General features: G+C 65.2%; 24 protein-coding genes. 8 read left to right on the top strand and 16 right to left on the bottom strand.

From position 1 onward, the window contains the following. Positions 1 to 26: 26 nt before the first annotated feature. Positions 27 to 503: a DUF2244 domain-containing protein gene (locus U5782_RS11185; RefSeq protein ID WP_322043867.1), complete on the bottom strand. Its 477-nt coding sequence runs from the start codon at positions 501 to 503 to the stop codon at positions 27 to 29. A gap of 273 nt (positions 504 to 776) precedes the next feature. Then, on the bottom strand, positions 777 to 1,772 hold the full coding sequence (locus tag U5782_RS11180; RefSeq protein ID WP_322043866.1) for a methyltransferase domain-containing protein: 996 nt from the start codon (positions 1,770 to 1,772) through the stop codon (positions 777 to 779). Between the two features lie 228 nt (positions 1,773 to 2,000). Here U5782_RS11180 and U5782_RS11175 point away from each other — a divergent pair, with 228 nt between their 5' ends. Further along, complete coding sequence (locus tag U5782_RS11175) at positions 2,001 to 2,777, top strand: ComF family protein (protein WP_415914307.1); 777 nt, start codon at positions 2,001 to 2,003, stop codon at positions 2,775 to 2,777. A 44-nt stretch (positions 2,778 to 2,821) separates the two neighbouring features. Beyond that, the gene (gene trmL / locus U5782_RS11170; RefSeq protein ID WP_322043864.1) at positions 2,822 to 3,292 is read left to right on the top strand and encodes a tRNA (uridine(34)/cytosine(34)/5-carboxymethylaminomethyluridine(34)-2'-O)-methyltransferase TrmL; all 471 of its coding nucleotides are present in this window, start codon (positions 2,822 to 2,824) and stop codon (positions 3,290 to 3,292) included. 1 nt (position 3,293) lies between these two features. Here trmL and U5782_RS11165 read toward each other — a convergent pair whose 3' ends face one another. The 5 genes from U5782_RS11165 to U5782_RS11145 form a co-directional block, all read right to left on the bottom strand. Further along, positions 3,294 to 3,827 (bottom strand): O-acetyl-ADP-ribose deacetylase, encoded by a 534-nt coding sequence (locus U5782_RS11165; RefSeq protein WP_322043863.1) that lies wholly within the window; start codon positions 3,825 to 3,827, stop codon positions 3,294 to 3,296. 76 nt (positions 3,828 to 3,903) lie between these two features. After that, on the bottom strand, positions 3,904 to 4,902 hold the full coding sequence (locus tag U5782_RS11160) for an NAD(P)H-dependent glycerol-3-phosphate dehydrogenase (RefSeq protein ID WP_322043862.1): 999 nt from the start codon (positions 4,900 to 4,902) through the stop codon (positions 3,904 to 3,906). A gap of 38 nt (positions 4,903 to 4,940) precedes the next feature. Beyond that, a complete protein-coding gene (gene secB, locus U5782_RS11155) occupies positions 4,941 to 5,408 on the bottom strand; it encodes a protein-export chaperone SecB (protein WP_322043861.1) in 468 nt (155 codons plus the stop codon). Between the two features lie 214 nt (positions 5,409 to 5,622). Next, complete coding sequence (gene grxC, locus U5782_RS11150) at positions 5,623 to 5,886, bottom strand: glutaredoxin 3 (RefSeq protein WP_027815727.1); 264 nt, start codon at positions 5,884 to 5,886, stop codon at positions 5,623 to 5,625. Continuing rightward, complete coding sequence (locus tag U5782_RS11145; RefSeq protein ID WP_322043860.1) at positions 5,883 to 6,308, bottom strand: rhodanese-like domain-containing protein; 426 nt, start codon at positions 6,306 to 6,308, stop codon at positions 5,883 to 5,885. Before U5782_RS11145 ends, grxC begins: the two co-directional genes overlap by 4 nt. Positions 6,309 to 6,509: 201 nt before the next feature. On the opposite strand from U5782_RS11145, the gene gpmA reads away from it, so the two are divergent. From gpmA to U5782_RS11130, 3 genes are all read left to right on the top strand, one after another. Beyond that, on the top strand, positions 6,510 to 7,259 hold the full coding sequence (gene gpmA, locus U5782_RS11140) for a 2,3-diphosphoglycerate-dependent phosphoglycerate mutase (RefSeq protein WP_322043859.1): 750 nt from the start codon (positions 6,510 to 6,512) through the stop codon (positions 7,257 to 7,259). Between the two features lie 372 nt (positions 7,260 to 7,631). Continuing rightward, entirely contained in the window at positions 7,632 to 9,218 is a 1,587-nt protein-coding gene (locus U5782_RS11135) for a S41 family peptidase (RefSeq protein WP_322043858.1), read from the top strand. Between the two features lie 183 nt (positions 9,219 to 9,401). After that, positions 9,402 to 10,157, top strand: a complete 756-nt coding sequence (locus U5782_RS11130) for a molybdopterin-synthase adenylyltransferase MoeB (protein ID WP_322043857.1) — start codon at positions 9,402 to 9,404, stop codon at positions 10,155 to 10,157. A 55-nt stretch (positions 10,158 to 10,212) separates the two neighbouring features. On the opposite strand, the gene ptsP is transcribed toward U5782_RS11130, so the two are convergent. The 7 genes from ptsP to U5782_RS11095 form a co-directional block, all read right to left on the bottom strand. After that, positions 10,213 to 11,952 (bottom strand): phosphoenolpyruvate--protein phosphotransferase, encoded by a 1,740-nt coding sequence (gene ptsP / locus U5782_RS11125; RefSeq protein WP_322043856.1) that lies wholly within the window; start codon positions 11,950 to 11,952, stop codon positions 10,213 to 10,215. A 304-nt stretch (positions 11,953 to 12,256) separates the two neighbouring features. Next, positions 12,257 to 12,526: an HPr family phosphocarrier protein gene (locus U5782_RS11120; RefSeq protein WP_129561055.1), complete on the bottom strand. Its 270-nt coding sequence runs from the start codon at positions 12,524 to 12,526 to the stop codon at positions 12,257 to 12,259. A 147-nt stretch (positions 12,527 to 12,673) separates the two neighbouring features. Beyond that, a complete protein-coding gene (locus tag U5782_RS11115) occupies positions 12,674 to 13,282 on the bottom strand; it encodes a PTS sugar transporter subunit IIA (RefSeq protein ID WP_322043855.1) in 609 nt (202 codons plus the stop codon). 442 nt (positions 13,283 to 13,724) lie between these two features. Next, positions 13,725 to 14,678 carry a glutathione synthase gene (gene gshB, locus U5782_RS11110; protein WP_322043854.1) on the bottom strand — a complete coding sequence of 318 codons (954 nt, stop codon included), beginning with the start codon at positions 14,676 to 14,678 and terminating at the stop codon, positions 13,725 to 13,727. Positions 14,679 to 14,798: 120 nt separating this feature from the next. Beyond that, a complete protein-coding gene (gene gshA, locus U5782_RS11105) occupies positions 14,799 to 16,088 on the bottom strand; it encodes a glutamate--cysteine ligase (protein WP_322043853.1) in 1,290 nt (429 codons plus the stop codon). Positions 16,089 to 16,518: 430 nt separating this feature from the next. Next, the gene (locus U5782_RS11100) at positions 16,519 to 18,048 is read right to left on the bottom strand and encodes an ammonium transporter (RefSeq protein WP_322043852.1); all 1,530 of its coding nucleotides are present in this window, start codon (positions 18,046 to 18,048) and stop codon (positions 16,519 to 16,521) included. Between the two features lie 82 nt (positions 18,049 to 18,130). Beyond that, complete coding sequence (locus U5782_RS11095) at positions 18,131 to 18,469, bottom strand: P-II family nitrogen regulator (protein ID WP_006048089.1); 339 nt, start codon at positions 18,467 to 18,469, stop codon at positions 18,131 to 18,133. 631 nt (positions 18,470 to 19,100) lie between these two features. Here U5782_RS11095 and U5782_RS11090 point away from each other — a divergent pair. Further along, positions 19,101 to 19,358, top strand: coding sequence for an accessory factor UbiK family protein (locus U5782_RS11090; RefSeq protein ID WP_028217123.1), 258 nt, complete (start codon positions 19,101 to 19,103; stop codon positions 19,356 to 19,358). Between the two features lie 138 nt (positions 19,359 to 19,496). Further along, on the top strand, positions 19,497 to 21,050 hold the full coding sequence (locus tag U5782_RS11085) for a YifB family Mg chelatase-like AAA ATPase (RefSeq protein WP_322043969.1): 1,554 nt from the start codon (positions 19,497 to 19,499) through the stop codon (positions 21,048 to 21,050). A gap of 465 nt (positions 21,051 to 21,515) precedes the next feature. Here U5782_RS11085 and U5782_RS11080 read toward each other — a convergent pair whose 3' ends face one another. Then, on the bottom strand, positions 21,516 to 22,058 hold the full coding sequence (locus U5782_RS11080; protein WP_322043851.1) for a hypothetical protein: 543 nt from the start codon (positions 22,056 to 22,058) through the stop codon (positions 21,516 to 21,518). 253 nt (positions 22,059 to 22,311) lie between these two features. Between U5782_RS11080 and U5782_RS11075 the strand changes: the two genes are divergently transcribed. Then, entirely contained in the window at positions 22,312 to 22,842 is a 531-nt protein-coding gene (locus U5782_RS11075) for a TlpA disulfide reductase family protein (protein ID WP_322043850.1), read from the top strand. Between the two features lie 101 nt (positions 22,843 to 22,943). Here the strand turns inward: U5782_RS11075 and U5782_RS11070 are convergent, their stop codons facing one another. Further along, positions 22,944 to 24,305: a sigma-54 dependent transcriptional regulator gene (locus U5782_RS11070; protein ID WP_322043849.1), complete on the bottom strand. Its 1,362-nt coding sequence runs from the start codon at positions 24,303 to 24,305 to the stop codon at positions 22,944 to 22,946. Positions 24,306 to 24,316 lie beyond the last annotated feature (11 nt).

The raw sequence follows: 24,316 nt of genomic DNA, 5'->3' as shown, positions 1-24,316 counted from the left end.
GTGATCCGCTCACGACGCGCATGAAATCAAACCGCGCGCGCAAGCCACGAGCGCAGTTCCCGCGCGAACTGCGCACGCCGATACTGTGGCAAATGCAACCCGACCGCGACCGCCTGGCCGCGGGACACGAGACGCACCGGGTCGCGTGGGGTAGCGCCCGGCTCGACCCGGACCCAGCGGGGATTGAATTCGAACTGCGTGAGCGCGTCGGCGCTCATCTGCTCGATCACCAGCCGGTTCGGATAAAGCCTGATACGTTCGTAATCGACAGCATGGCGCGCATAGATGGCGAAGGCGCCCCCAACGACCAACAGATCGATACCAGTGAACGGCAAAACCAGCCAGGCGCCGTGGATCAACAGCAGAACGGCGATCGCGATGGAGACCAGCGCCAGCGACACATAGAACAGCACGAATTGCCTGGGCGAAACCGAACAGTTGCGTTTCATCGTCCAGTCCTTGAGGACTGGCTCCGGACTCGCCAGCAGATCAGATGTCTGCATCGCTCGTTTCCCCCACTGCAACATCCCCAGACTATCGCCGCTTTGCGCCTTGCACAACTGCGGGAGATCTGGAGTCGCCACGGTGTTGCATCGATGTTCATCGCGCCCCACCACCTGCAGACCGACGCATTATAGGCGCGATCCTTAGGCCCCACAAGCAAGGCCCAATCGGCCCAAAACCCAATGCCAGCGGGCTTTCCAGCGATTTTTCAATAAAATTTCGAGGGCTTTTCAGGCGCTAATTTCAGGCATAACGAAAGCCCCCTTATTACGTCAACGATTCCTTGCCGGACCACGTCCGATATCTTCCAGACGCACGATGCCGTGACCTTCCGCAGTCGTGCGCGGCACGGCTTTCCACGCGTGTCCGTAAATGATCTCGAAGGTGAGCGGGATCGTGCCCGCGTTCGGCCCAGCGGTCAGGCGGCGCGCTTCGAGCGCGGCCAGCAGCGCGCGATAGTGGCGCCGCGAGGCCGGCGCATGCTCCGCCTCGCCATCTTCAGCCCACGCGCGCGCGAACGGGTAGGCGCCCCAACGACGCACATCGGCGAGCAGTTTCTCCGGCGTCTTGTAGGTCACGGTGAGCGTTTCCTGATCCATCACCGGAATCTCGAAGCCGTTCTCGACGAGCATGTCGCCGAGATCGTGCATGTCGACGAAGTCGATCACGTGCGCCTGCGAGGGCACGCCATGCGCCGCCTCGACTTCCGCGTAAGCGCCGCGCAACTCCTTGAGCGTGTCGGGGCCGAGCGTGCTGAACATGAGCAGGCCGTTCACCTTGAGCACGCGCTGCCATTCGCCGAACACAAGGTCCGGGCGCGGATGCCAGTGCAGCGCGAGGTTCGACCACAGCAGCTCGAAGGCGGCGTGGGCAAACGGCAAGGCAGCGAAATCGGCCTGCGCGAAGCGTGGGCCGCGTGCACCGAGCGCGCGTCCGATCGAGGCGGGCAGGAAACGCCGCCAGCTCGTGTCGCCGGCGTCGTGCGCGCGGGCGCGCTCGAGCATGGCGAAGGAGAGGTCGGCGCCGAACACGGGCGCTTCAGGGAAGCGCTCGCGCAGTGCCGGGAGGTCGTCGCCGGGTCCGCAGCCGAGGTCGAGCACGCTTGCCGGGCTCACCTTGATGTATTCGAGGCGCTCCCGCATGCGGTCTGCGATCTCGCGCGGCAGGAACGCGACGTCGTCGAAAGTCGCCGCGCGGCGGTCGAAAATCCGCTGCAAATAGCGCGGATCATAGGCCGGACGGCCGGGTCTGGGGTGAGACGGGGACATGTCGGTCGTATTGGCGAAGTCTGCGAAGTATACTCGCTCACTCCCATCCTTTCAGTTCACGCGCCCGCTTCGGGCCGTCCTACGATGCCGCCGCCGCCCATTCCGACGTCCTCTGCGACGTCCATACTGTCGTCAGTCCCGCGACGCGCCTGCCAGACTTTGGCCTGGCGCGCGTTTCGGGGCGTGCGGCATTGGCCGCGGCTCGTGCGTTGCGTGTTGCCGGATCTGCTGCCGTATTGCCTACCGAGTGCGTGCCCATTATGCGGCAATTTGCCGCGACGCTCGCCCGGGGTGCGCAGTGCCACCGCAGGCTCGTCCAGCATGCTTGACGGGCCGCCTTCCGGCCCGCTTTCCCACTTCTGCCCGGACTGCGACGCGGCGTACTGGAACGAAGCGCGGCTGCGCTGCCAGGTCTGCGCGCTGCCGCTCACGGGCAGGGCACGCACACGCGCGCGCTATCGATGCGACGCCTGCGCGAAAACACCGCCCGCCTTCGACGCGACGATCGCGCTCGCCGACTATCGTGCGCCGCTCGACGCGCTCGTACGAGGGCTGAAATTTCGCGCGCGACTCGGGCTCGGCGAGGAATTCGCATGGCGTCTCGCCCGCGCGGCGCAGGATGCACTCGATCCCGCCGATCAACCGATGCTGATCGTGCCGGTGCCGCTCTCGCGCGAGCGTCTGGTCGCGCGCGGCTACAACCAGGCGTGGCAGATCGCGAAGCCGCTCGCCCGCGCGCTCGGCACGCGCGCCGACGCCACGCTCGTGCGCCGCACCTTGCACACGGCCGCGCAGTCGCAGCTCGATCGCGATACGCGCCGCCGCAACGTGGGCCGCGCGTTCGCGCTACGGGAGGCGCGCCCCTCGCTCGATGGCCTGCACGTCGGGGTGGTCGATGACGTCATGACCTCAGGCGCGACGCTCGACGCACTCGCGCACAGGCTGAAAGCGGCAGGCGCGCGACGTGTGACGAATTTCGTCGCGTTGCGCACACCGAAGGACTGACGTCCCTCTTTTCTTTTCAAGTTCTCTTCACTGGTTTTATCGTCATGTTCAACGTCGTTCTCGTCGAACCGGAAATTCCGCCGAACACCGGCAACGTGATCCGCCTGTGTGCGAACACGGGCGCACGCCTGCATCTGATCGAGCCGCTCGGCTTTCCGCTCGACGACACGAAGCTGCGCCGCGCCGGCCTCGACTATCACGAATATGCGCAGATGAACGTGCACCCCGACTGGGACGCCTTCATCGCCAAGGAAACGCCTGACCCATCGCGCATGTTCGCGTTCACGACGCGCGGCTCGGGCCGTTTTCACGATCACGCGTTTTTGCCCGGCGACTGGTTCGTATTTGGCGCAGAAACGCGCGGATTGCCGGACGCGGTGCTAGACCGCTTTGCAACGCAACAACGCGTGCGCCTTCCGATGCGCCCCGGCAACCGTAGCCTGAACCTCTCCAACACGGTTGCGGTGGTGGTGTTCGAGGCGTGGCGGCAGGCTGGGTTCGAGGGCGGCGAATGAGCTAGCGCGACGGTTGCGCGGCGAGTTCGCGCTCGTAGCGCGCGTGCATCGCATCGTCGAAGCACGCGAAGATCACGCGTTCGAGCTCGGGATAATTGGGCAAGATCTCGATGACCGTTGCGAGCGCAATCTTCACGGCCTCGTCGGCCGGAAAGCGATACACGCCGCAGCTGATCGCCGGGAACGCGATGCTCTTCACGCTCGCCTCGCGCGCCACGGCCAGCGAGCGCCGGTAGCACGAGGCGAGCAAACGCTCTTCGTCGCGCGCGCCGCCGTGCCAGACGGGCCCGACCGTGTGGATGACGTATTTCGCTGGGAGCCGGTAACCGGCGGTGAGCTTCGCATCGCCGGTCGGGCAGCCGTTCAGCGCCTCGCATTCGCGCAGCAGATCGGGGCCCGCGGCGCGATGAATCGCGCCATCCACGCCACCGCCGCCGAGCAGCGACGAGTTAGCGGCATTGACGATCGCATCGACGTGCAGCGTCGTGATGTCCACGACCTGAGACTCGATGCGGCACTGTCCGATAGTCAGCATGACGGTGCTCCTTGCGCTTTCGCGCGCGGTCACTACGCCCGGCGGCGGCACGCAAGAGGCTGCGCCGGACCGCGCCCTACTCCGCCTTCGCGTCGCGCCGCAGCAGTGCGCTCACGGCGTCGCGCGGCGCCACGCCGTCGAACAGCACGGCGCATACCGCTTCCGTAATCGGCATGTCGATCTGGTGCGCACGCGCGATTGCCAGCACGGCGCGCGCGCAGCGCACGCCTTCGGCCACATGGCCGAGCGCGCCCAGAATGTCGTCGAGCGTGCGCCCGCTCGCGAGCTGCTTGCCCACGGTGCGGTTGCGCGAGAGGTCGCCGGTGGCGGTGAGAATCAGGTCGCCGAGGCCCGTGAGGCCGGTGAAGGTTTCCGCGCGGCCACCCAGCGTCACGCCCAGACGCGTCATTTCGGCGAGGCCGCGCGTGATGAGCGCAGCGCGCGCGTTCAGGCCGAGGCCCAGACCGTCGGAAATGCCCGTGGCGATCGCGAGCACGTTCTTGACCGCGCCGCCCACTTCCACGCCCACGACGTCGTCGCCGGTGTAGATGCGCATCGCGCGGTGATGGAACGCGGCGAGCGTGCGCTCGCGGCAGTCGGCCGAGGCGCTGGCGACAGTGAGCGCAACGGGCAGGCCCTCGCCTACTTCGCGCGCGAAGCTCGGGCCGGACAGCACGCCGTTGCTCGCATGATCGGGCAACTCGGCCGCCACGACCTGATGCGGCATGAGCTGCGAATCGGCCTCGAAGCCCTTGCAGAGCCAGACGAAGTGCGCGGGCACGCGCCCCATGTCGCGCATGGTGCGCAGCATGTCGCGCAGGCCCGCTACCGGCGTGCCGAGCACGACGAGATCCGCCTCGCCCGACGCATGGTCGAGCGCGACGCCTAAATCGGTTTCGTACTGAAGAGAGGGCGGCAGCGAGACGCCCGCGAGATAGCGGGCGTTCTCTTGCGTCTGCCGCAGGGTGTCGACGAGCGCGCCATCGCGCGCCCACAACAACGTGTCATGCGCCTGGGCGAGATGCCCTGCCAGCGCGGTACCCCACGCTCCGGCGCCGAGAACGGCGACTTTCATTCCAATACTCCGCACCGGTTGTGAGGTTCAGCGATCAATCAATGCGTGGCCGTGCTGTTGGCGCCTTGTTGCTGCGCGAGCTGCTGCAGGCGTTGCTCGTAGAGCGCCTGGAAGTTGATTTCGGCCAGATGGATCGGCGGGAAGCCTGCACGCGTGATCGCGTCGGCGATGTTCGAGCGCAGGTACGGGAACAGGATGGTCGGGCAAGCGATGCCAACGAGCGGATCGACCTGTTCAGCCGGGATGTTGCGAATGTCGAAAATGCCGGCTTGCTTGGCTTCGATCAGGAATGCGACCTTGTCCTTGACCTTCGCGGTGACCGTGCCGGTCACGAGGATTTCGAACACCGATTCCGCGAGGCGCTCGGCCTTGACGTCGACTTCGACTTCGACGGAGGGCATGTCCTGTTCGAGGAAGATGGCCGGCGAGTTCGGCTGCTCCAGCGAAAGGTCCTTGAGGTAGATGCGCTGGATGTTGAAGAACGGCTGGTTGTTCTCGTCAGACATGGTCTTTGGCTTCCTGATTAAATGGGTTTGCGGTTGCGTGCACAGTATCGCGACGTTTCGCAATGCCGGACATCGAACATTGTCGAAATGCCGCCGCGCAGCCGCAATGAGCAGCATCAAACGACAGCAAGCCCGTGCGAGCCCTGAGGGCCCGCACGGGCGAAAAAAACGGCGGAGCGACCGCGCACAAAGGCGCGCTGGCCACCCCGGTGCGTCAAGCAGCCGCTTCGAGCAGCGGCATCAGGCCGCCGGCGCGATCGAGCGCGGAGAGGTCATCGTAACCGCCCACGTGCGTCTCGCCGATGAAAACCTGCGGCACGGTCCTGCGGCCCGTGCGCGTCATCATTTCCTCGCGCCGCGCCGGATCCCGGTCGATCAGCACCTTCTCGATGTGTTCGACGCCGCGCGACTTTAAAAGACGTTCGGCCATCTGGCAATACGGGCACACCTGGGTGCTGTACATGACAACCTTGCTCACTTCGTACCTCCTTGTTTCACGACCGGCATACCGGCCTGCTGCCAGGCGTTCACGCCGCCGTCCAGCACGTGGACTTCGGCAAAACCGGCTTCCTTCACGAGGCTCGCGGCCTTGTGCGATTGCTGGCCCGTCTGGCAGACCAGCAACACCGGGTTGCTCTTGTTCTTGACGAGCTGCGCGACCTTGCCCTGCAACTCGCCCAACGGCAGGTGACGGGCGGCGGGCAGATGGCCCTTGGCGAATTCGTCGGCCGAACGCACGTCGATCACCACCGCGTTGCGGCGATTGATCATCTGCGTCGCTTCAGCGGCGGAAACGCCGCCCCGGCCACCGCGCTTGAGCGTCGGCCACAGCAGCAACCCTCCTGAGATGAGGACGATCGCGATGAGTACAAGGTTGATGTAATTAGTAAAGAACGTCACGGATGAGCCGCCGGGAAAAAGAGAAATCGAGGGAAATCCAGTTCAGACAATCCGCTCATTATAAAATAACCGTTTGTCGCAGGGTTGCCGCCCCCCAGCCCGGGCGTATAACCCGCTGGACCGGTCTGCGAACGCGGTAGCCGTATCACCGACGTTCCCCGTCCCCGATTACCGCTTCCCTCACTACCGACCGTCATCCACATGTACAAACTCGTACTCATCCGCCACGGCGAATCGACCTGGAACAAGGAAAACCGCTTCACCGGCTGGGTGGACGTCGACCTGACCGAACAGGGCAACCGCGAAGCCCAGCAGGCCGGCCAGCTGCTCAAGGCATCCGGCTATGCGTTCGACATCGCCTACACCTCGGTGCTCAAGCGCGCGATCCGCACGCTCTGGCACGTCCAGGACCAGATGGACCAGATGTATCTGCCCGTCGTTCACTCGTGGCGCCTCAACGAGCGCCACTACGGCGCGCTTTCGGGCCTGAACAAGGCAGAAACGGCCGCCAAATACGGCGACGAACAGGTTCTGGTCTGGCGCCGCAGCTATGACACGCCGCCGCCCGCGCTCGATCCGTCGGACGACCGCACGGCCTACAACGACCCGCGCTACGCGAAGGTGCCGCGCGAAGAGCTGCCGCTCACGGAATGCCTGAAGGACACCGTGGCGCGCGTGCTGCCGCTGTGGAACGAGTCGATCGCTCCGGCCATCAAGGCGGGCAAGAACATCGTGATCGCCGCGCACGGCAACTCGATCCGCGCACTCGTGAAGTACCTCGACGATATTTCGGACACCGACATCGTCGGCCTGAACATTCCGAACGGCGTGCCGCTCGTCTATGAACTGGACGAGAACCTCAAGCCGATCACGCACTACTACCTGGGCGACGCCGACGCCATCGCCAAGGCTCAGGCCGCCGTGGCCAACCAGGGCAAGAAGTCGGACTAAGTCCATCATCTTCGCTCACGCATCACACTCGCCGGCCTTGGCGCATGCCAGGGCCGGTGGTTTACTCGTGGCGAAGCGGACTGCAGCGCGAGCCACTGCGCTCGTCTTTCGCTCGTTCGAGTATTTCCTGCCGAATTTCGCGACCTCACTGGCAGCTCTGCCAGTCTCCCGTCATACCCACGTCAGTCCCGCGCCCAGCAAGGATTTGCGGCACACGCCTTGCGAACCCGCTGGCTTTCCGACTGTCGAACCCGCAACGTTCGTCCCCGCATCGCGCCTTATACACAGGGCGGCCGAGTGTGCAGTTATACTTGTCCGTCGTTTTTCCATTAGACGCTGCCACGCGCCTTTCGACCGCACGCAACAATCTCTATGCGAAAGAACCTAAAAAACATCGGCCTGATTGCCGCTGGCCTCGCGACCGGCGTCTTTGCCACCCTGCAAATTTCCGCTTCGGCGCAGCAGACCCAGCAAACCGTGATCGAGCCGCTGCCGCTCGACCAGCTCCGGCTTTTCGCCGAAGTGTTCGGCCAGATCAAGCATGAGTACGTCACGCCGGTCGACGACAAGAAGCTGCTCACCGCCGCCATCAAGGGCATGGTGTCGAGCCTCGACCCGCACTCGTCGTATCTCGACAAGACCGACTATCAGGAACTCCAGGAACAGACCAAGGGCCGCTTCGCGGGCCTTGGCATCGAGATTTCCTCGGAAGACGGCCTGATCAAGGTGATCTCGCCCATCGAAGACACGCCCGCATATCGCGCCGGCATCCGTCCGGGCGACCTCATCACGCGCATCAACGACAAGCCCGTGCGCGGCATGACGCTCGACCAGGCGGTCAAGCAGATGCGCGGCGACCCGGGCACGAAGGTCACGCTCACGATCTTCCGCAAGACCGACGACCGCACCTTCCCGCTGACCATCACGCGCGCCATCATCAAGGTGCAGAGCGTGAAGTCGAAGATCCTGGCGCCGGGCTACGCGTACATCCGCATCACGAGCTTCCAGGAACGCACCACGCCTGACCTCGCAGCCAAGCTGCAGGACATCGCGCGTCAGGAGCCGAACCTCAAGGGTCTCATTCTCGACCTGCGCAACAACGGCGGCGGTCTGCTGCAGAGCGCGGTCGGTGTCGCAGGCGCGTTCCTGCCGGCGGACTCGGTCGTCGTGTCGACCAACGGCCAGATCCCCGATTCCAAGCAGGTCTATCGCGACAACTACGAGAACTACCGCCTGCCGTCGTTCGACGGCGATCCGCTCAAGGGCGAGGCAGCCGAGTTCAAGACCGTGCCGATGGTCGTGCTGACCAACGCCTACTCGGCGTCGGCCTCGGAAATCGTCGCGGGCGCGCTGCAGGACTCGAAGCGTGCGCTCATCGTCGGCAAGACGACGTTCGGCAAGGGCTCGGTGCAAACGGTGCGTCCGATGACCGCCGACACCGCGCTGCGCCTGACCACGGCGTACTACTACACGCCGAGCGGCCGTTCGATCCAGAACAAGGGCATCCGTCCTGACATCGCGGTCGACCAGTACGCCGACGGCGATCCGGACGACGCACTCGTCACGCGCGAAGTCGACTACTCGAACCACCTTGCGAACACGCAGGACCCGGACGAGAAGAAGGAACAGGAAACGCGCGAGCAGGAACGCATGGACATGCTGCGTCAGCTCGAAGAGCAGAACGACAAGAAGACGCCGGAACAGCGCCAGAAGGATCGCGAGCGCAAGCCCGTGGAATTCGGCTCGACCGACGACTACATGCTCCAGCAGGCGCTGAACAAGCTCGAAGGCAAGCCGGTGGCGGAATCGAAGTCGCCGATGGAGCGTCGCCTCGCGCAATCGAAGCCGCCTGCATCGGCATCGGCGCCCATCGCAGTGAAGCCGGGCGCGCTGATCATGGCACCGGGCGCTTCGGCACCCGCGCCGGCCTCGGCTCCGGCTGCCGCACCCGCAAAGTAAGCTCACGCTGCACGTCGTACCTGCCTCGCGGCCCACGTTCGAACCTGAACGTGGGCCGCGAGAGCGAAGCTCCCGCCGCCGGTACAATACCGATTCTGCGAATCCTGTATTCCCGGCGCGCTTCCCCGGTCTTTCGGCCTCCCGGCCTTCTGTCCATCGCGCGCCCGCACCGTGCGCATCGCGATGAACGACGACCAACTCCTCCGCTATTCCCGCCATATCCTCGTCGACGAGATCGGCATCGAGGCGCAACAGCGCTTTCTCGACGCGCATGCGCTCGTGATCGGCGCGGGCGGCCTCGGCTCGCCAGCCGCCATGTATCTGGCGGCCTCGGGCGTAGGCACGCTCACCCTCGTCGATAACGACACCGTCGACCTCACCAACCTCCAGCGGCAGATCATGCACGAGACGGCGTCAGTAGGCCGCGCAAAGGTCGAGTCGGGCCGCGACGCCATCGCGCGCCTGAACCCCGAGGTGAAGGTGAACGCCGTGCAGGCGCGCATCGACGACGCCTGGCTCGACGAGCATGTGCCGCGCGCGAGCGTCGTGCTCGACTGCACCGACAACTTCGCCACGCGCCACGCCATCAACCGCGCCTGCGTGAAGCATGGCGTGCCGCTCGTTTCGGGCGCGGCGCTGCGCTTCGACGGACAGATCAGCACCTTCGATTTCCGCGACGCCACCTCGCCCTGCTACGCCTGCGTGTTCCCCGAGGATCAACCGTTCGAGGAAGTCGCGTGTTCGACAATGGGCGTGTTCGCGCCGACGGTGGGCATCATCGGCGCGATGCAGGCTGCCGAGGCGCTACGCGTGGTCGGCGAGATCGGCACGCCGCTCGTCGGGCGACTCATGATGCTCGACTCGCTGCGCATGGAGTGGAACACGATGCGCATCGCGCGCCAGCCCGACTGCCCCGTCTGCGGCGAACGGCACGCATGAAAAAGCCCCGGCTCGCCGGGGCTTTTTTACATCGTGATGCGCCGATGGCGCTGCTTCAGGCCAGCGCGAGACGCCCCAGCGCCGCCTCCAGTTCCTCGGGCTCGTAGGCCGCGAGCACATCGGCCACGGGCTTGTCGAGCGCCTTCAGTTGCGAGCGCAGGATCTCCTGCTTCACCACCAGCAACTGGCTCGGGTGCATCGAAAACTCGGTCAGCCCCATACCCAGCAGCAATCGCGTGAGCTGCGGATCGCCCGCCATCTCCCCGCACACCGAGACGGGCACGCCCGCGCGCTTCGCCTCGCGCAGCGTGTGCGAGATGAGTTGCAGCACGGCCGGATGCAGCGGATCGTAGAGATCGGCCACGGCGTTGTCGGCGCGGTCGATTGCGAGCGTGTACTGGATCAGGTCGTTGGTGCCGATCGAGAGGAAGTCGAGCCGCCGCAGGAACATCGGCAAGGCCAGTGCCGCCGCCGGAATCTCGATCATCGCGCCCACCTGCACGTTCGGATCGTAAGCGAGGCCGGCATCGTCGAGCTGGCGCTTGGCCTCGCGGATCAGGTCGAGCGTCTGGTCGATCTGCTGAGCGTGCGCCAGCATCGGGATCAGGATCTTGACCGTGCCGAACGCCGAGGCGCGCAGGATCGCCCGCAACTGCGTGAGGAACATCTGCGGCTCGGACAGGCTCCAGCGGATCGCGCGCAGGCCCAGCGCCGGGTTCGCCGCCGTCTCGTAGCCGTCGCTCGCGCTCATCGCTTCTAGCGGCTTGTCGGCGCCCACGTCGATCGTGCGGATCGTCACGGGCAGTCCGTTCATCAACTCGGCCGCACGCTTGTAGGCCTCGAACTGCTCGTCCTCCTCCGGCAACTGGTCCTTGTGATTCATGAACAGGAACTCGGTGCGAAAGAGGCCCACGCCCGTCGCGCCCGAATCGAGCGCCGCCTGGGCGTCCTCGGGCAGTTCGATGTTCGCGTAGAGCTGGATCTTGGCGCCGCACAGCGTCTGCGTAGGCGAAAACTTCAGGCGCTGGAGCTTGCGCCGCTCGAGCGCCATCTCGCTCTGGCGGTAGGTGTACTCCTCCAGCACGATGGGCGCGGGATCGACGATCACGACGCCATGATCGCCATCGACAATGATGAGATCGTCCTGACGGATCAAGGCGCTGGCCTGCTGCACGCCCACGGCCGCCGGAATGCCCAGGCTGCGCGCGACGATCGCCGTGTGCGAGGTGCGCCCGCCCAGATCGGTGACGAAGCCCTGGAACGTTTGGCCCTTGAATTGCAGCATGTCGGCGGGCGCGATGTCGTGCGCGACCACGATCATTTCGTCGCAACCGCCGTGCAGCACGGCGGGCGAGGCGCCCGCGAGCGCCTTGAGCACGCGCTCGACCACCTGCTCGATGTCGGCCTTGCGCTCGCGCAGGTATTCGTCCTCCACATCGTCGAAGTGGCGCGAGAGGCGTTCGAGCTGTTCGGTCAGCGCCCATTCCACGTTGAAGCGGCGCGTGCGGATCAGGTCGATGGTCTCCTGCACGAGCATGACGTCGTTCAGGATCATGAGGTGGACGCCGATGAACGCGCCCATTTCGCTGGGCGCGTCGGCGGCGAGGTCGGCGCGCAGCGTGTCGAGCTCCTGCTCGACGAGCTTGAGCGCGACGCGAAAGCGCTCGATTTCGCCCTCGATCTGCGAGAGTTCGACCAGATAATGGTCGACGTCGAGCGCGGCCGGCGCGATCAGATACGCCCGCCCGATGGCGATACCGCGTGATACGGGAATTCCATGCAGCGTGAACGGCACGCGCACCTCCTCTGGTTATGTAATGCCGCGGCAAACCGCTGCAATGCGCTCTCTCTGACCCCGGCTTTTATTATAAATTCCGCGACGCCCGGATGTTCTATCCGACCCACTCGCGAGGCGCGAAAATCCGCGCCCAGCAAGCTTTCGCGCCGCTGCCGGGTGGCTTACGCCCGGGTGCTTCCCGCTTGCCCCAAATCCATTGCCGCAACGAAAACGCCGCGTCGAAACGCGGCGTCGGGCGGGGAAGATCCGGCAGTCGCCCATCGCGAAAACGAAATGGACGACAGAAACGCTTAATGCGCGCTCATTGGCCTTCGCCGAACTTGTCGGCGATCAGCTTGAGCATCGCGCCCATCGCGTCGGCCTCATCCGGGCCCTCGGTTTCGATCAGCACCGTACTGCCGATGCCCGCCGCCAGCATCATCACGCCCATGATGCTCTTGGCGTTGATGCGGCGGCCATTGCGGCTCATCCAGATTTCCGACTGATAGTTGCCCGCCAGTTGCGTCAGCTTCGCCGACGCCCGCGCATGCAGGCCGAGTTTGTTCACGATGGTCGTTTCTTGTTGCAGCATAGGTCGATCCAGGCGCAGTGTGTAGAAGTGATGCTGTGGGATTGTGCGTCGCGCGCGCAAGACGCGCGCGCTGCGCGTCCGCTCGCTCGCGCGAGCGCGAACTTCGTGCTTGCAGTTTGACGTGCGCCCAAGCCGGATCAATCCGGCTCAGGCTGTACCGGCAGGCTTGAACGCCATCGCCGGGGCGGCTGGCGCCGCACTCGCCGCTTCGGCGCGCCCGGCCAATTCGGCCTTGGCCGTGCTGCTCGCGGCCGCGGTAGTCGCAGCAGCAGTGGCCGCCGCGGCGACGGCCGCTTTCGCCACGGCTTCGGAAGCCGCTTCGGCACACGGCGTAGGGGCGCAGCCGCAGTCGTTGGCAGGCTGGGGCGTGCTCGGGCCGATCGTTTGAACGCCCTTGCTCGCGCCCGCGAGCGCCTTTTCCACCAGCACATCCAGCGGCGTCGCCCGGTAGCAGACCGCGCGCACCAGCATCGGCAGATTGACGCCGGCCAGCACACGCACCTGCGGCACCGTCGCGAGGCGTGCGGCGATGTTCGACGGCGTGGCGCCAAACATGTCGGTGAGCACGAGCGCCCCGTTTTCCTCGCGCAGACGCTCGATTTCAGCGTTCGCCTGGGCGACGACCACGGCGGGGTCGCTATCGGGCAGCACGTCGAGTGCGCCGATGCGCGCCGGACAGCCGCCATAAATATGGGCAATGCATTCGCGCAGCGCGGTGGCGAGCGGTGCGTGAGCGATGATCAGAATCCCTGCCATGTCAGCGTGACTACAAATAACGGCTTCGGTTGATGCCTGGGGCCGATCTGCGATGATCGCGTCCGACAGCGCCGACCTGGGGCCAGCCGTGGGCCATCAGGGTCGGAACATGCGCCGGGCATTGCGCTACGCCGTTTTTGGCGACGCAGCACGCATGACCCGGGCGCGGGCTCGCGGCATTGTAGCAGGGTCATTTTCGCGCTGACCATGCGGTTTTGCTCGCGGTTTCCCGCTATTCGTACCGCTAATCGTACACCTGCCGATGCGCAGGTTTTGTGCCGTGCAGCACGTCAATCCGCTCCAGGGCACACCCAGCGCGCATCCGCATCTCGAAGATGCTGGCGCGGCGGCTTAAATCAAGCACGCGTCAAGCACCGTGCCGCCGCGATTCGAGCCCTTCCTCAACCGAGTTATAGGCGCTTTTGGCAACAGAAGGCAGCACTCAGGCCGCCGCGCGCTCCAGCGCGTCGATGAACATCGCCGCCACGTCGAAGCCGGTCTGCTCCATGATCTCGCGGAAGCACGTCGGGCTCGTCACGTTGACCTCGGTGAGCCAGTCGCCGATCGCATCGAGCCCCACCAGCAGCAGCCCGCGCGCCGCGAGCTTCGGCCCCAGCGTCTTTGCGATCTCCAGGTCGCGCGCGGTGAGCGGCTGCGCCACGCCCAGACCGCCCGCCGCCAGGTTGCCGCGCACCTCGTTACCCTGCGGAATACGCGCGAGCGAGTACGGCACCGGCTCGCCGCCGATCAGCAGGATGCGCTTGTCGCCGGCCTTGATCTCGGGGATGAACTTCTGCGCCATGACGCTGCGGCGGCCGTCTTCGCTCAGCATTTCGATGATCGAACCGAGGTTCATGCCGTCCGGCTTGACGCGGAACACGCCCATGCCGCCCATGCCGTCGAGCGGCTTGAGAATCACGTCCTGATGCTCTTCATGGAATTTGCGCAGGCGCGCGGCATCGCGCGTGACGAGCGTGGGCGCGACGAACTGCTGAAATTCGCCGATGGCGAGCTTTTCCGAATGATCGCGAATCGACTGCGGCTTGTTGAAGATCTTCGCGCCCGCGCGCTCGGCGATCTCCAGCAGCCACGTCGAGGTGACGTACTCCATGTCGAAGGGCGGGTCCTTGCGCATGATGACGGCGTCGAAACCGGTCAGTGCGCGCGAATCGGGCGAGTCCTTGAACCACGTCTCGCGATGCAGGTCCGCTGTGTCGCCGACGATCTCGAAGCGCCGCACATCGGCTTCGACCTGGCCGTTCACCCAGGCGAGATGCTGCGGCTCGCACGCGTAGAGCGTGTGGCCGCGCTTCGCAGCCTCGGCCATCATCGCGTAGGTCGAATCCTTGTAGATCTTGAACCGCTCGAGCGGATCGGCGATGAAGAGAATGTCCATGTCGTCCCTGCAGCTATGCTGATGTTTTGCTGGAAATTTTCCAGCCTTGATGACGACTGCGCCCGCTCGGGGCGGGCGCAGCAAGTGTTGTTATCGACGCGTTTTCAACCTGACGGGGCGTCAGACCTGGATCGCCTCGGGGTCGGTCTTCTCCAGCTCGACCGACGCCGCCAGCAGCCCAAGGCGCGCCACCACGCCGTACATGTAGAAGCGGTTCGGCGGCGCCGCACCGGGCTTGGCGCGCGTGTCGGGCAGCGCCGTGTGCTCGAAGCCGAGCGGCACGAAATGCATGCCCGGCGCGTTCAGGTTCTGGTCGCGCTCGCGGCTGCCGTGCGCGCGGTAGAAGCCGCCCACCACGTAGCGGTCGATCATGTACACGACCGGCTCGGCCACTTCGTCGCCGATGTGCTCGAACGTGTAGACGCCTTCCTGCACGATGACGTCGCGCACTTCCAGCCCGTCCTTCGTGGCCGACATCTTCGCACGTTCGCGCTTCGTGAGTGCGGCGACCTCGGACGCGTCGTGCACCGTCATCACGCCGCGGCCGTCGGTGCCCGCGTCGGACTTGATGACCACATAGGGCTTTTCGGTGATGCCGTACTCGCGATACTTCTTCGCGATCTTCTTGAGCACCGCGTCGATGGACGTAGCCAGTTTCTCCTCGCCCGTGCGCGCCTCGAAATCGACGCCCTCCACGTGCGCGAAGTACGGGTTGATCATCCAAGGATCGACGCCGACCATCTTGGCGAACTTCTTCGCCACGTCGTCATAGCAGGAGAAGTGCGTCGACTTGCGGCGCACGGCCCAGCCCGCGTGCAGCGGTGGCAGCAGGTATTGCTCGTGCAGATTTTCGAGCACGCCCGGAATGCCGCCCGACAGATCGTTGTTCAGCAGGATCGAACACGGGTCGAAATTCTTCAGACCGAGGCGGCGCTGCGAACGCTCGAGCGGCTCCAGCACGATCTTCTGGCCGTCGGCCAGCGAGATCGTGACCGGCCCGGCGATGTTCTCGTCGAGCGTGCCGAAGCGCACGTTCAGACCGGCCTGACGCATGATCGTCGCGAGGCGCGCGACGTTTTCCAGGTAGAAGGCGTTGCGCGTGTGCTGCTCGGGGATCACGAGCAGATTCTTGGCGTCCGGGCAGATCTTCTCGACGGCGGCCATCGCGGCCTGCACGGCGAGCGGCAGCACTTCCATCGGCAGGCAATGGAAGGCGCCAGGAAAGAGATTGGTGTCGACGGGCGCGAGCTTGAAGCCGGCATTGCGCAGGTCCACCGACGCGTAGAACGGCGGCGTGTGCTCCTGCCATTCAAGGCGGAACCAGCGCTCGATGGCCGGCGTCGCGTCGAGGATGCGCTGCTCCAGCTCGAGGAGCGGGCCATTCAACGCCGTAACCAGATGCGGGACCATAAGGTATTACTCGCGGACAAAAGCTAGTTGATTGTAGGAAAACTGGGAGCTTATCTGGGGACGATTGCGCCGGTTACAAGACGGCTTTTCCCTTACGCTCCATAGGGTTATCGACTTCACCCCGTTTTAGGGCCGCAAGACGGCCGACCTTAGGCCAGAACCGCCCCCGTTATCCACATCGAATAACCATTCTGGACCGCGCGCCCTGTCAAAAGCAATGGGGCCGCACGAATTGAAGGGTCACTGGGGTAACGCACGGTCGCGCGCCTTATTCCGTTCAATGTCCAGCGAATGCACTGCCCCGCACGGCACACGCCAAAAAAGAAAGGGCCCGCCATAAAGACGGGCCCAAGTCGCTGTGCTCCAGTGCTGCTACTGCTGCTACCTTACTGCTTCCAGCATGCTGCTACCCCGTGCAACGCTATGCTTGTTATTCGACGCGCTCGCCGTGAAGGATCACGTCGAGACCTTCGCGTTCTTCTTCTTCCGTGACGCGCAGGCCCATGACCATGTCGATCACCTTCAGCAGGATGAAGCTCACCACGCCGCTGTAGATGAGGGTCGTCGCGACGCCCTTGATCTGCAGGATCACGCTGCCGTCGGCGCCGCCGATGTCCTTGACCGCGAACACGCCGGTCAGGATAGCGCCGATGATGCCGCCGATGCCGTGCACGCCGAATGCGTCGAGCGAGTCGTCATAACCGAACTTGTGCTTGAGCCACGTAGCCGACCAGAAGCAGACCACGCCTGCCACCACGCCGATCACGATCGAGCCCATCACGCCCACGAAACCCGAAGCCGGCGTAATCGCAACCAGACCTGCAACCGCACCCGAAGCGATACCGAGCACCGAAGGCTTGCCCTTGGCGATCCACTCCGCGAACATCCAGCCGAGTGCGGCGCAAGCCGTCGCGACCTGCGTCGTGAGCATCGCGAAGCCGGCACGGCCGTCAGCCGCGACTGCCGAACCCGCATTGAAGCCGAACCAGCCCACCCACAGCATGGCCGCACCCATCAGCGTGAGGACCAGGTTGTGCGGTGCCATGACTTCGCGGCCATAACCGACACGCTTGCCCAGCACGAGACAGCACACCAGACCCGCCACACCGGCGTTGATGTGCACCACCGTGCCGCCTGCGAAGTCGAGGATGCCTGCGCTTGCCAGCCAGCCGGTCGGTTCCCAGACCATGTGGGCGATCGGCGAGTAGACGATGATCGACCAGAGCGACATGAACACCAGCATCGCCGAGAACTTCATGCGGTCAGCAAACGCACCCGTGATGAGGGCCGGCGTGATGATCGCGAACGTCATTTGATAGACGAAGTACACGGTCTCGGGGATCGTCGGTGCGAGGTGGCTCACGGTCAGCGTGGTCGCCTTGTCGCCCTTGATGTAGTTCATGCCCTCGAGGAAGATCCGCGAGAATCCGCCGATGAACGAGCCGCCCGGCGTGAACGCGATGCTGTAGCCGACCACCGTCCAGATCACCGTGACGACGCAGGTGATGGCGAAGCTCTGCATGAGCGTCGAGAGCACGTTCTTCTTGCGGACCATGCCGCCGTAGAAGAGCGCGAGGCCCGGGATCGTCATGAACAGGACGAGCGCGGTGGAGGTCAGCATCCAGGCGGTGTCGCCCGAGTTGATCTTCGACGAATCGACCGAGAACGGTGCCGTCGGTGCGGCCGGAGCGGCTGCGGCTGCGGCTGCGGCCGATGCATCGGCCGGTGCGCTGGCTGCGGTTGCCGCCGGTGCCGAAGCGGCGTCTGCTGCCGGTGCCGAAGCGGCTGCGGCGGCCGGTGCGGAAGCAGCGTCGGCTGCGGGTGCGGAGGCGACTGCGGCCGCCGATGCGTCGGGTGCGGATGCCGCGGCGGGGGCGGACGCATCGTCCGCCAGCGCGGCGCCGATGCCGCCGCCCAGCAGCGAGCCGGCCATCAGCAAGGACATCAATAGTTTGCGCATCTCGGTTTCCTCTTGTCTCTCTATGTGTCGGCCAGGTTGACGCTTGAGCGACTTACGCTGGCCCCATGACTGTTGGTCGCTGTTACAGGGCGTCGGCGCCGGTTTCGCCGGTGCGGATGCGAATCACTTGTTCGATGGGGGTGACGAAAATCTTGCCGTCGCCGATCTTGCCGGTGCGCGCTGCGCGCTCGAGCGCCTCGATGGCCTGATCGACGATGTCGTCCGACACGGCTGCCTCGATCTTCACCTTCGGCAGGAAGTCGACGACGTATTCCGCACCGCGATACAGCTCGGTGTGGCCCTTCTGACGGCCAAAGCCCTTCACTTCCGTGACCGTGATCCCCGAAACGCCGATGGCCGAGAGAGCCTCGCGTGCTTCATCGAGCTTGAAAGGCTTGATGATTGCTGTAATCAGTTTCATGTAGTCCTCGCTGTGGTTGCTTTCATCCCGTATTCACTACTGCTTCTGCGACGGGCGCCTGCGGTGCGGGTCTCGCTCCGCTGGCGCACCGCGAGCCAGCCGTTGTTCGGTGCGCGGGGGGTTATTAGCAACACCCGTGCCAATTCAACCAAAGCGCGATCGAAACGCGATCGAACGACTTTCTTGCGGCGTGCTGACAAAGTTCGATGCACGAAGCGCTCATCCCGTGGACAATGCCGGTCCACACGCTGAAGTCCGCGCCGCGCGGGCCGCCGCGTGCTTGCCCAAGGCCCTGGCCGAACGGCCAGCGCAGGCCTCGGGCGGTGGCAACGCCAGGCGAGAGTTGCTAGAGTGTTCTGCAGGACGAAGGCGCGGCACGATGCCTTCAGATGCGCGCGGATAAGCGTGAGAACGAAGCGCAGCGGGCCGCGAAGCACTCACGGGCCGCACGTCGGGCAACCATGCGCCGCACTTGCGAGGTACACAACCAGGTCACGCGCGTGCCGCGCACCAGATGCGCTCATGAGCATCGCGGGCTTCGCGGGTCTCGCACCAAGATCGCTCACGATCCAGGTCGAGGCACAGTCGAAACGAAATCTGCACATTTTTTGTGCAGCGAAGGGGAAACCGAATGAAACAACCGAACGATGTATTCAACGATCTGCAGTCGAAGGTCAGCGAACTTTTGAAGAACTCGCCGGCGCGCGACGTCGAGCGCAATGTGCGCGCCATGCTCTCGCAAGGCTTTTCGAAGCTTGAGCTCGTCACGCGCGAGGAATTCGACGCGCAGACGCAAGTGCTCGTGCGCACGCGTCAACGTCTGGAAGAGCTGGAACGTCGTGTGGCCGAACTCGAACAGAAGCTGCCCGTGACTGGCCAGTCGTCCTGATCAATTTCATCGCTACCCGAGCAAGCGAGCCGTAACGGTTTAGCAATGGAACCGTAAAGGGGCACGCGCTTCACCAGCCTGGCGCATGCGAAAAACTGCGGGAAAACGCAGCGCATGCCCCACCTTTCGGAGAACTCCATGTCGCTTGCCGTGGTGAAAAGCCGCGCGCCGGCTGCTGGCCGCGCGCCTGAAGTCACCGTCGAAGTTCACCTCGCCAACGGGCTGCCGTCGTTTTCGATCGTCGGCCTGCCCGATCTCGAAGTCCGCGAGAGCCGTGAGCGCGTGCGCGCCGCGCTCTCGAACTGCGGCTTCGACTTCCCTGTCCGAAGAATCACCGTCAATCTCGCGCCGGCCGACTTGCCGAAAGAGTCGGGGCGTTTCGATCTGCCCATCGCGCTCGGCATCCTCGCCGCGAGTGGGCAGATTCCCGCCAACGCGCTCGCACACGAACATCAACCCACGCGCGAATTCGCGGGCGAGCTTTCGCTGACTGGCGCGGTGCGGCCCATGCGCGGCGCCTTCGCGATGGCGTGCGGCACCGCGCGAGCCCATGCCGACACTACAGCGCCCTCACCCGAACTCTATCTACCCGCCGACAACGCCAGCGAAGCCGCACTGGTGCCCGGCGTCGACGTCTACGCCGTGACCGATCTGCGTGCACTCTGCGCGCATCTCGCACGCGCCGAGGACGCGCAACTCGTGCCCGTGCGCGCGCCTGTGCTGGACTCGGCGCACACGAGCGCGCTACCCGATATGGGCGACGTGATCGGCCAGCGCGGGGCGCGCCGCGCACTCGAAGTCGCAGCAGCCGGCGGCCATCATCTGCTGATGGTCGGGCCGCCCGGCGCGGGCAAGTCGATGCTCGCAGCGCGCCTGCCCGGCCTGCTCCCGCCCATGAGCGATGAGGAAGCGCTCGCCAGCGCCGCGCTGCTCTCGGCGAGCGCAGTCGGTTTCTCGCCGCAACAGTGGCGACGCCGCCCGTTTCGCGCTCCACATCACTCGTCGAGTGCGGCAGCGTTGATCGGCGGGCGCAATCCGCCGCAGCCCGGCGAGATTACGCTCGCTCACCTGGGAGTCCTGTTCCTCGATGAGTTGCCGGAATTCGACCGGCACGTCCTGGAGACACTGCGCGAGCCGCTGGAAGCCGGCAGCATCACGATCTCGCGCGCCGCGTGGCAGGCCGACTTCCCCGCCGCATGCCAGCTGGTGGCCGCCATGAACCCGTGTCCGTGCGGATGGCGCGGCGATCCGTCCGGGCGTTGCCGCTGTACGCCCGAAGGCGCGGCGCGCTATCGACGCAAACTCTCGGGGCCGCTGCTCGACCGCATCGACATCCAGATCGAGTTGCCCGCGTTGCCGCCAGCCGAATTGGCCTCGCGCGCCGCCGCGCCCGGCGAACCTAGCGCCGCGATTGCCGCGCGCGTGGCTACGGCGCGCGAACGCCAGCTCGAACGTCAGGGGAAAACCAACCGCGAATTGAGCGGCCGCGAAACCGATGAAGTCTGCCGCCCGGATGCCGCAGGCGAGGCGCTGCTGCGCGAAGCGGGCGAGCGCTTTGGCTGGTCAGCGCGCGCTTACTATCGCGCGCTCAAGGTGGCGCGTACGATTGCGGACCTCGCGGGGACGGCCATGCCCGAGGCCGCGCATGTCGCCGAAGCCGTGCAGTATCGGCGGGCCTTCAGCGATCAGTAGTGCGGATCAATCGCATTGCGGTGGCGAGTGGCGAAAATGGCCTTGCCCAGGAAACCCGCCCGGCAACGGCGCAGCGGGAAAAAAACTCACCGTTGAGGCCGCTTGCCGCATTCTCCAGACGGATCAAAAAATCGAAGTCAAGACTTGACTTATGCACACTTGGTCGTGTTGCAGTGCTTTCACGACACGATTCGCATTTAGCGGCGAGCAAAAACGCAAGTCATTGATTTTTATACGTTTCAAAATCCACCGGAAGACTGCGAAAACTGACAAAAGGCCCACAGCACGGCCTTTTGCGGGCTGCGCCGGCGTTTTACCCACAAAGTTGTCCACAGGAGCTGTGGGTAACTCGTAAACCCTCAATCAAATCCGGCAGATAGCTCGTAAACCCAGGAGAGCACATTCACTTCAGGGCGCAAACGGCAGCCCATTCAGACGCGTCGCCGCACCGTCGCTCGGGTCTCCTCAATACAGCTTGAACGATTGGAAGAACTGATCGACTTGCTCGACGGCGGGTTGCTCTCGCCCCACGATCGCAAGCTGATAGACATGCGCGCCCTTCGCCACCAGACGCGCGTGAATCGTGCGCGATTCCTCGTTCTCCCCGGCTTTGCCCGACAGCGCCATATCGAATCCCGCCACACTGCCGCCTGTCGCGACCGGCACAGCCACCGCACGCGCCTGCGGCTGCGCACCCACATTGCGCGCGAGACCGTCACGCAGGAAGGTCAGCGCCTTTTGTTGCGTGGCAGGCGTCGCATCGGGCAAATCGAGCGTGCCCACCACGAACACGGCACCGCCCACTTCGGCGGTTTGCATATGCATGCGCATCGGCGTGCCGTCCACGTCGACGCTGCGCGCATCCGAGCCGGGCTTGGCGGGCAGATCGACACTGTAGCCGCTCGCAGTGCTGGATATCGTGCGCCAGTCGTAAGTCGGCGCGCACGCCGCCGTTGCGATGACAAGCGTCGAGACAAGCACGCTCGCGGCTAGCGAACGCGCGGACATCGGCGGGATCGGCATGAGTCGGGCACGGCGAAGGGCGTCGATGAGCATGGGATGCACTGAGGGGACGGAATAGAGTGAAATGGGGCGCGAAACCGTGGCGCCCGACATTATCCCGCGCCCTCGCCTGCGCGTGCCGCCGCAACCGCTATGCCGGGAAATTCGGCGCTACAATGTTCGCCCGAGCCATTGCGAGATAGACTGGCTCCGCCAGATCCGCAACATTGAGCGCCCTCAGGCGCGCGAGGCTTCACCCATGTCCGCATCCCAGACTCCTTCGAAAGCACGCTCCGGCGCGCTGCGCAACATCGCCGCCGCGATCGTCGTCGTAGCCATCGCCGTGGCGGGCTACTTCGCATTCTTCGGCAGCCAGCAGCGCGTGCCCGACGCCACCTTCACGCTGCTGTCGGGCCAGAAGGTCTCGACCGCCGATCTCAAGGGCAAGGTCTATCTGATCAACTTCTGGGCGACGAGCTGCGCGACCTGCATGCAGGAAATGCCGCAGATGGTCCAGACCTATAACCGCTTCAAGAGCGATGGTCTTGAATTCGTCGCCGTGGCGATGAACTACGACGCGCCGATGTACGTCGCCAACTACGCGCAAACGCGCCAGTTGCCCTTCAAGGTGGCGATGGACGATGGCTCGGCGGCGAAGCAGTTCGGCAACGTGCAGCTCACGCCGACGACCTTCGTGGTCGACCGCAACGGCAAGATCCTCAAGCGCTATGTGGGCGAGCCGCAGTTCGCGGAACTCGATCAGTTGCTGAAAAAGGCGCTGTCGACCTGATGTGCGACTGACGCGCCCGAGCGGCGCAAAACCAAAAACGAGAACGGCAGCGAAATTCGCTGCCGTTTTTATTTCCAGCACCGCCGGGCCCCGCTTCGCGCTCAGCCGCGCGTCTCGTTCTCCTGGCGCGCGACCAGCCCGTAGCGGCGAATCTTCTCGTAGAGCGTGGCCTTCGCCATCTGCAAGCGCTCGGCGGCCTGCGCGACGGCACCATGCGTCTGCTGCAACGCATCGGCGATCAACGCGCGCTCGTATTGCTCCACGCGCTCCTTGAGCGGCAGCGCCTCATCGGCGCCTGCCGCCACGGGCGCGGCGACATCGTCGGGAATCCCAAGCACATGGCGATCCGCGGCGTTGCGCAGTTCGCGCACGTTGCCCGGCCAGTCGCGCTGCGCGAGCCGCATGCGGTCGCGCTCGGTCAGGAGCGGCGCGCTGCGCTGGTAGCGCACCGCCGCATCGAGCAGGAAGTGTTCGAACAGCGGCACGATGTCCTCGCGGCGCTCGGCGAGCGGTGGCAACGCGATCGTCACCACGTTCAGGCGATACAGCAAATCGCGCCGGAAGGTGCCCGCCGCCACGTGTTCGTTCATGTCGCCCTTGGCGGCCGCCACCACACGCAGATCGACGCGCACCGGCTGATTCGAGCCGAGCCGTTCCAGCACGCCGTCCTGCAGCACGCGCAGCAGCTTCACCTGAAGCGCGAGCGGCATGCTCTCGATCTCGTCGAGAAAGAGCGTGCCGCCTGCCGCATGCTCCAGCTTGCCGATCCGGCGCTTGGCCGCGCCCGTGAACGCGCCAGGCTCGTAGCCGAACATCTCCGATTCGAACATCGGCTCGGGCAGCGCGCCGCAGTTCACGGCGACGAAGGGCTTGTCGCGGCGCGGCGACAACTCGTGCAGGCTGCGCGCGATCAACTCCTTGCCCGCCCCCGTATCGCCGTTGATGAGCACGGAGGCATCGGTAGGCGCGACGTTCGCGATCAGCCGCCGCACCTGCTCGATCGCCGGACTCTTGCCGATGATGCGCGGCGCAAGCGGGTTCTGGCCCGCCAGTTCGCGGCGCAGCGCGAGGTTTTCGAGCATCAGCGTGCGGCGCTCGAGCGCGCGGCGCACCGTCTCGATCAACCGCTCCGAGGCGAAGGGCTTTTCGATGAAGTCGTATGCGCCGTCGCGCATCGCCTGCACGGCCATCGTAATGTCGCCGTGGCCGGTCACGAGGATCACGGGCACGTCGGGCGCACGCTCGTGGCACTGCGCGAGCAGATCGAGCCCGCTCATGCCGGGCAGGCGGATGTCGCTCACGACAATGCCCGCGAACGCGGCATCGACGAGCGGCAGCGCGGCCTCGGCGGTCGCGTAGCCGGTGGTCTCGAAGCCCGCGAGTTGCAGGCTTTGAACCCCGGCGCGGCGCACCAGTTCGTCGTCCTCGATGTAGAGCACCCGGCCGGGCGTTGGGTTGACCATGTTCGTTCGTT

The organism is Paraburkholderia sp. J67 (genome assembly GCF_905220265.1).
Taxonomy (GTDB): Bacteria; Pseudomonadota; Gammaproteobacteria; order Burkholderiales; family Burkholderiaceae; genus Paraburkholderia.
The sequence above is the reverse complement of the archived record's forward strand: the minus strand, read 5'-3'. Positions and strand labels throughout refer to the sequence as shown.

Coding starts and splice junctions, on each gene's coding strand:
- U5782_RS11185 (WP_322043867.1), bottom strand. CDS start 503: ATGCAGACATCTGATCTGCTGGCGAGTCCGGAGCCAGTCCTCAAGGAC.
- U5782_RS11180 (WP_322043866.1), bottom strand. CDS start 1,772: ATGTCCCCGTCTCACCCCAGACCCGGCCGTCCGGCCTATGATCCGCGC.
- trmL (WP_322043864.1), top strand. CDS start 2,822: ATGTTCAACGTCGTTCTCGTCGAACCGGAAATTCCGCCGAACACCGGC.
- U5782_RS11165 (WP_322043863.1), bottom strand. CDS start 3,827: ATGCTGACTATCGGACAGTGCCGCATCGAGTCTCAGGTCGTGGACATC.
- U5782_RS11160 (WP_322043862.1), bottom strand. CDS start 4,902: ATGAAAGTCGCCGTTCTCGGCGCCGGAGCGTGGGGTACCGCGCTGGCA.
- secB (WP_322043861.1), bottom strand. CDS start 5,408: ATGTCTGACGAGAACAACCAGCCGTTCTTCAACATCCAGCGCATCTAC.
- gpmA (WP_322043859.1), top strand. CDS start 6,510: ATGTACAAACTCGTACTCATCCGCCACGGCGAATCGACCTGGAACAAG.
- U5782_RS11135 (WP_322043858.1), top strand. CDS start 7,632: ATGCGAAAGAACCTAAAAAACATCGGCCTGATTGCCGCTGGCCTCGCG.
- U5782_RS11130 (WP_322043857.1), top strand. CDS start 9,402: ATGAACGACGACCAACTCCTCCGCTATTCCCGCCATATCCTCGTCGAC.
- U5782_RS11120 (WP_129561055.1), bottom strand. CDS start 12,526: ATGCTGCAACAAGAAACGACCATCGTGAACAAACTCGGCCTGCATGCG.
- U5782_RS11115 (WP_322043855.1), bottom strand. CDS start 13,282: ATGGCAGGGATTCTGATCATCGCTCACGCACCGCTCGCCACCGCGCTG.
- gshB (WP_322043854.1), bottom strand. CDS start 14,678: ATGGACATTCTCTTCATCGCCGATCCGCTCGAGCGGTTCAAGATCTAC.
- gshA (WP_322043853.1), bottom strand. CDS start 16,088: ATGGTCCCGCATCTGGTTACGGCGTTGAATGGCCCGCTCCTCGAGCTG.
- U5782_RS11100 (WP_322043852.1), bottom strand. CDS start 18,048: ATGCGCAAACTATTGATGTCCTTGCTGATGGCCGGCTCGCTGCTGGGC.
- U5782_RS11095 (WP_006048089.1), bottom strand. CDS start 18,469: ATGAAACTGATTACAGCAATCATCAAGCCTTTCAAGCTCGATGAAGCA.
- U5782_RS11090 (WP_028217123.1), top strand. CDS start 19,101: ATGAAACAACCGAACGATGTATTCAACGATCTGCAGTCGAAGGTCAGC.
- U5782_RS11085 (WP_322043969.1), top strand. CDS start 19,497: ATGTCGCTTGCCGTGGTGAAAAGCCGCGCGCCGGCTGCTGGCCGCGCG.
- U5782_RS11080 (WP_322043851.1), bottom strand. CDS start 22,058: ATGTCCGCGCGTTCGCTAGCCGCGAGCGTGCTTGTCTCGACGCTTGTC.
- U5782_RS11075 (WP_322043850.1), top strand. CDS start 22,312: ATGTCCGCATCCCAGACTCCTTCGAAAGCACGCTCCGGCGCGCTGCGC.
- U5782_RS11070 (WP_322043849.1), bottom strand. CDS start 24,305: ATGGTCAACCCAACGCCCGGCCGGGTGCTCTACATCGAGGACGACGAA.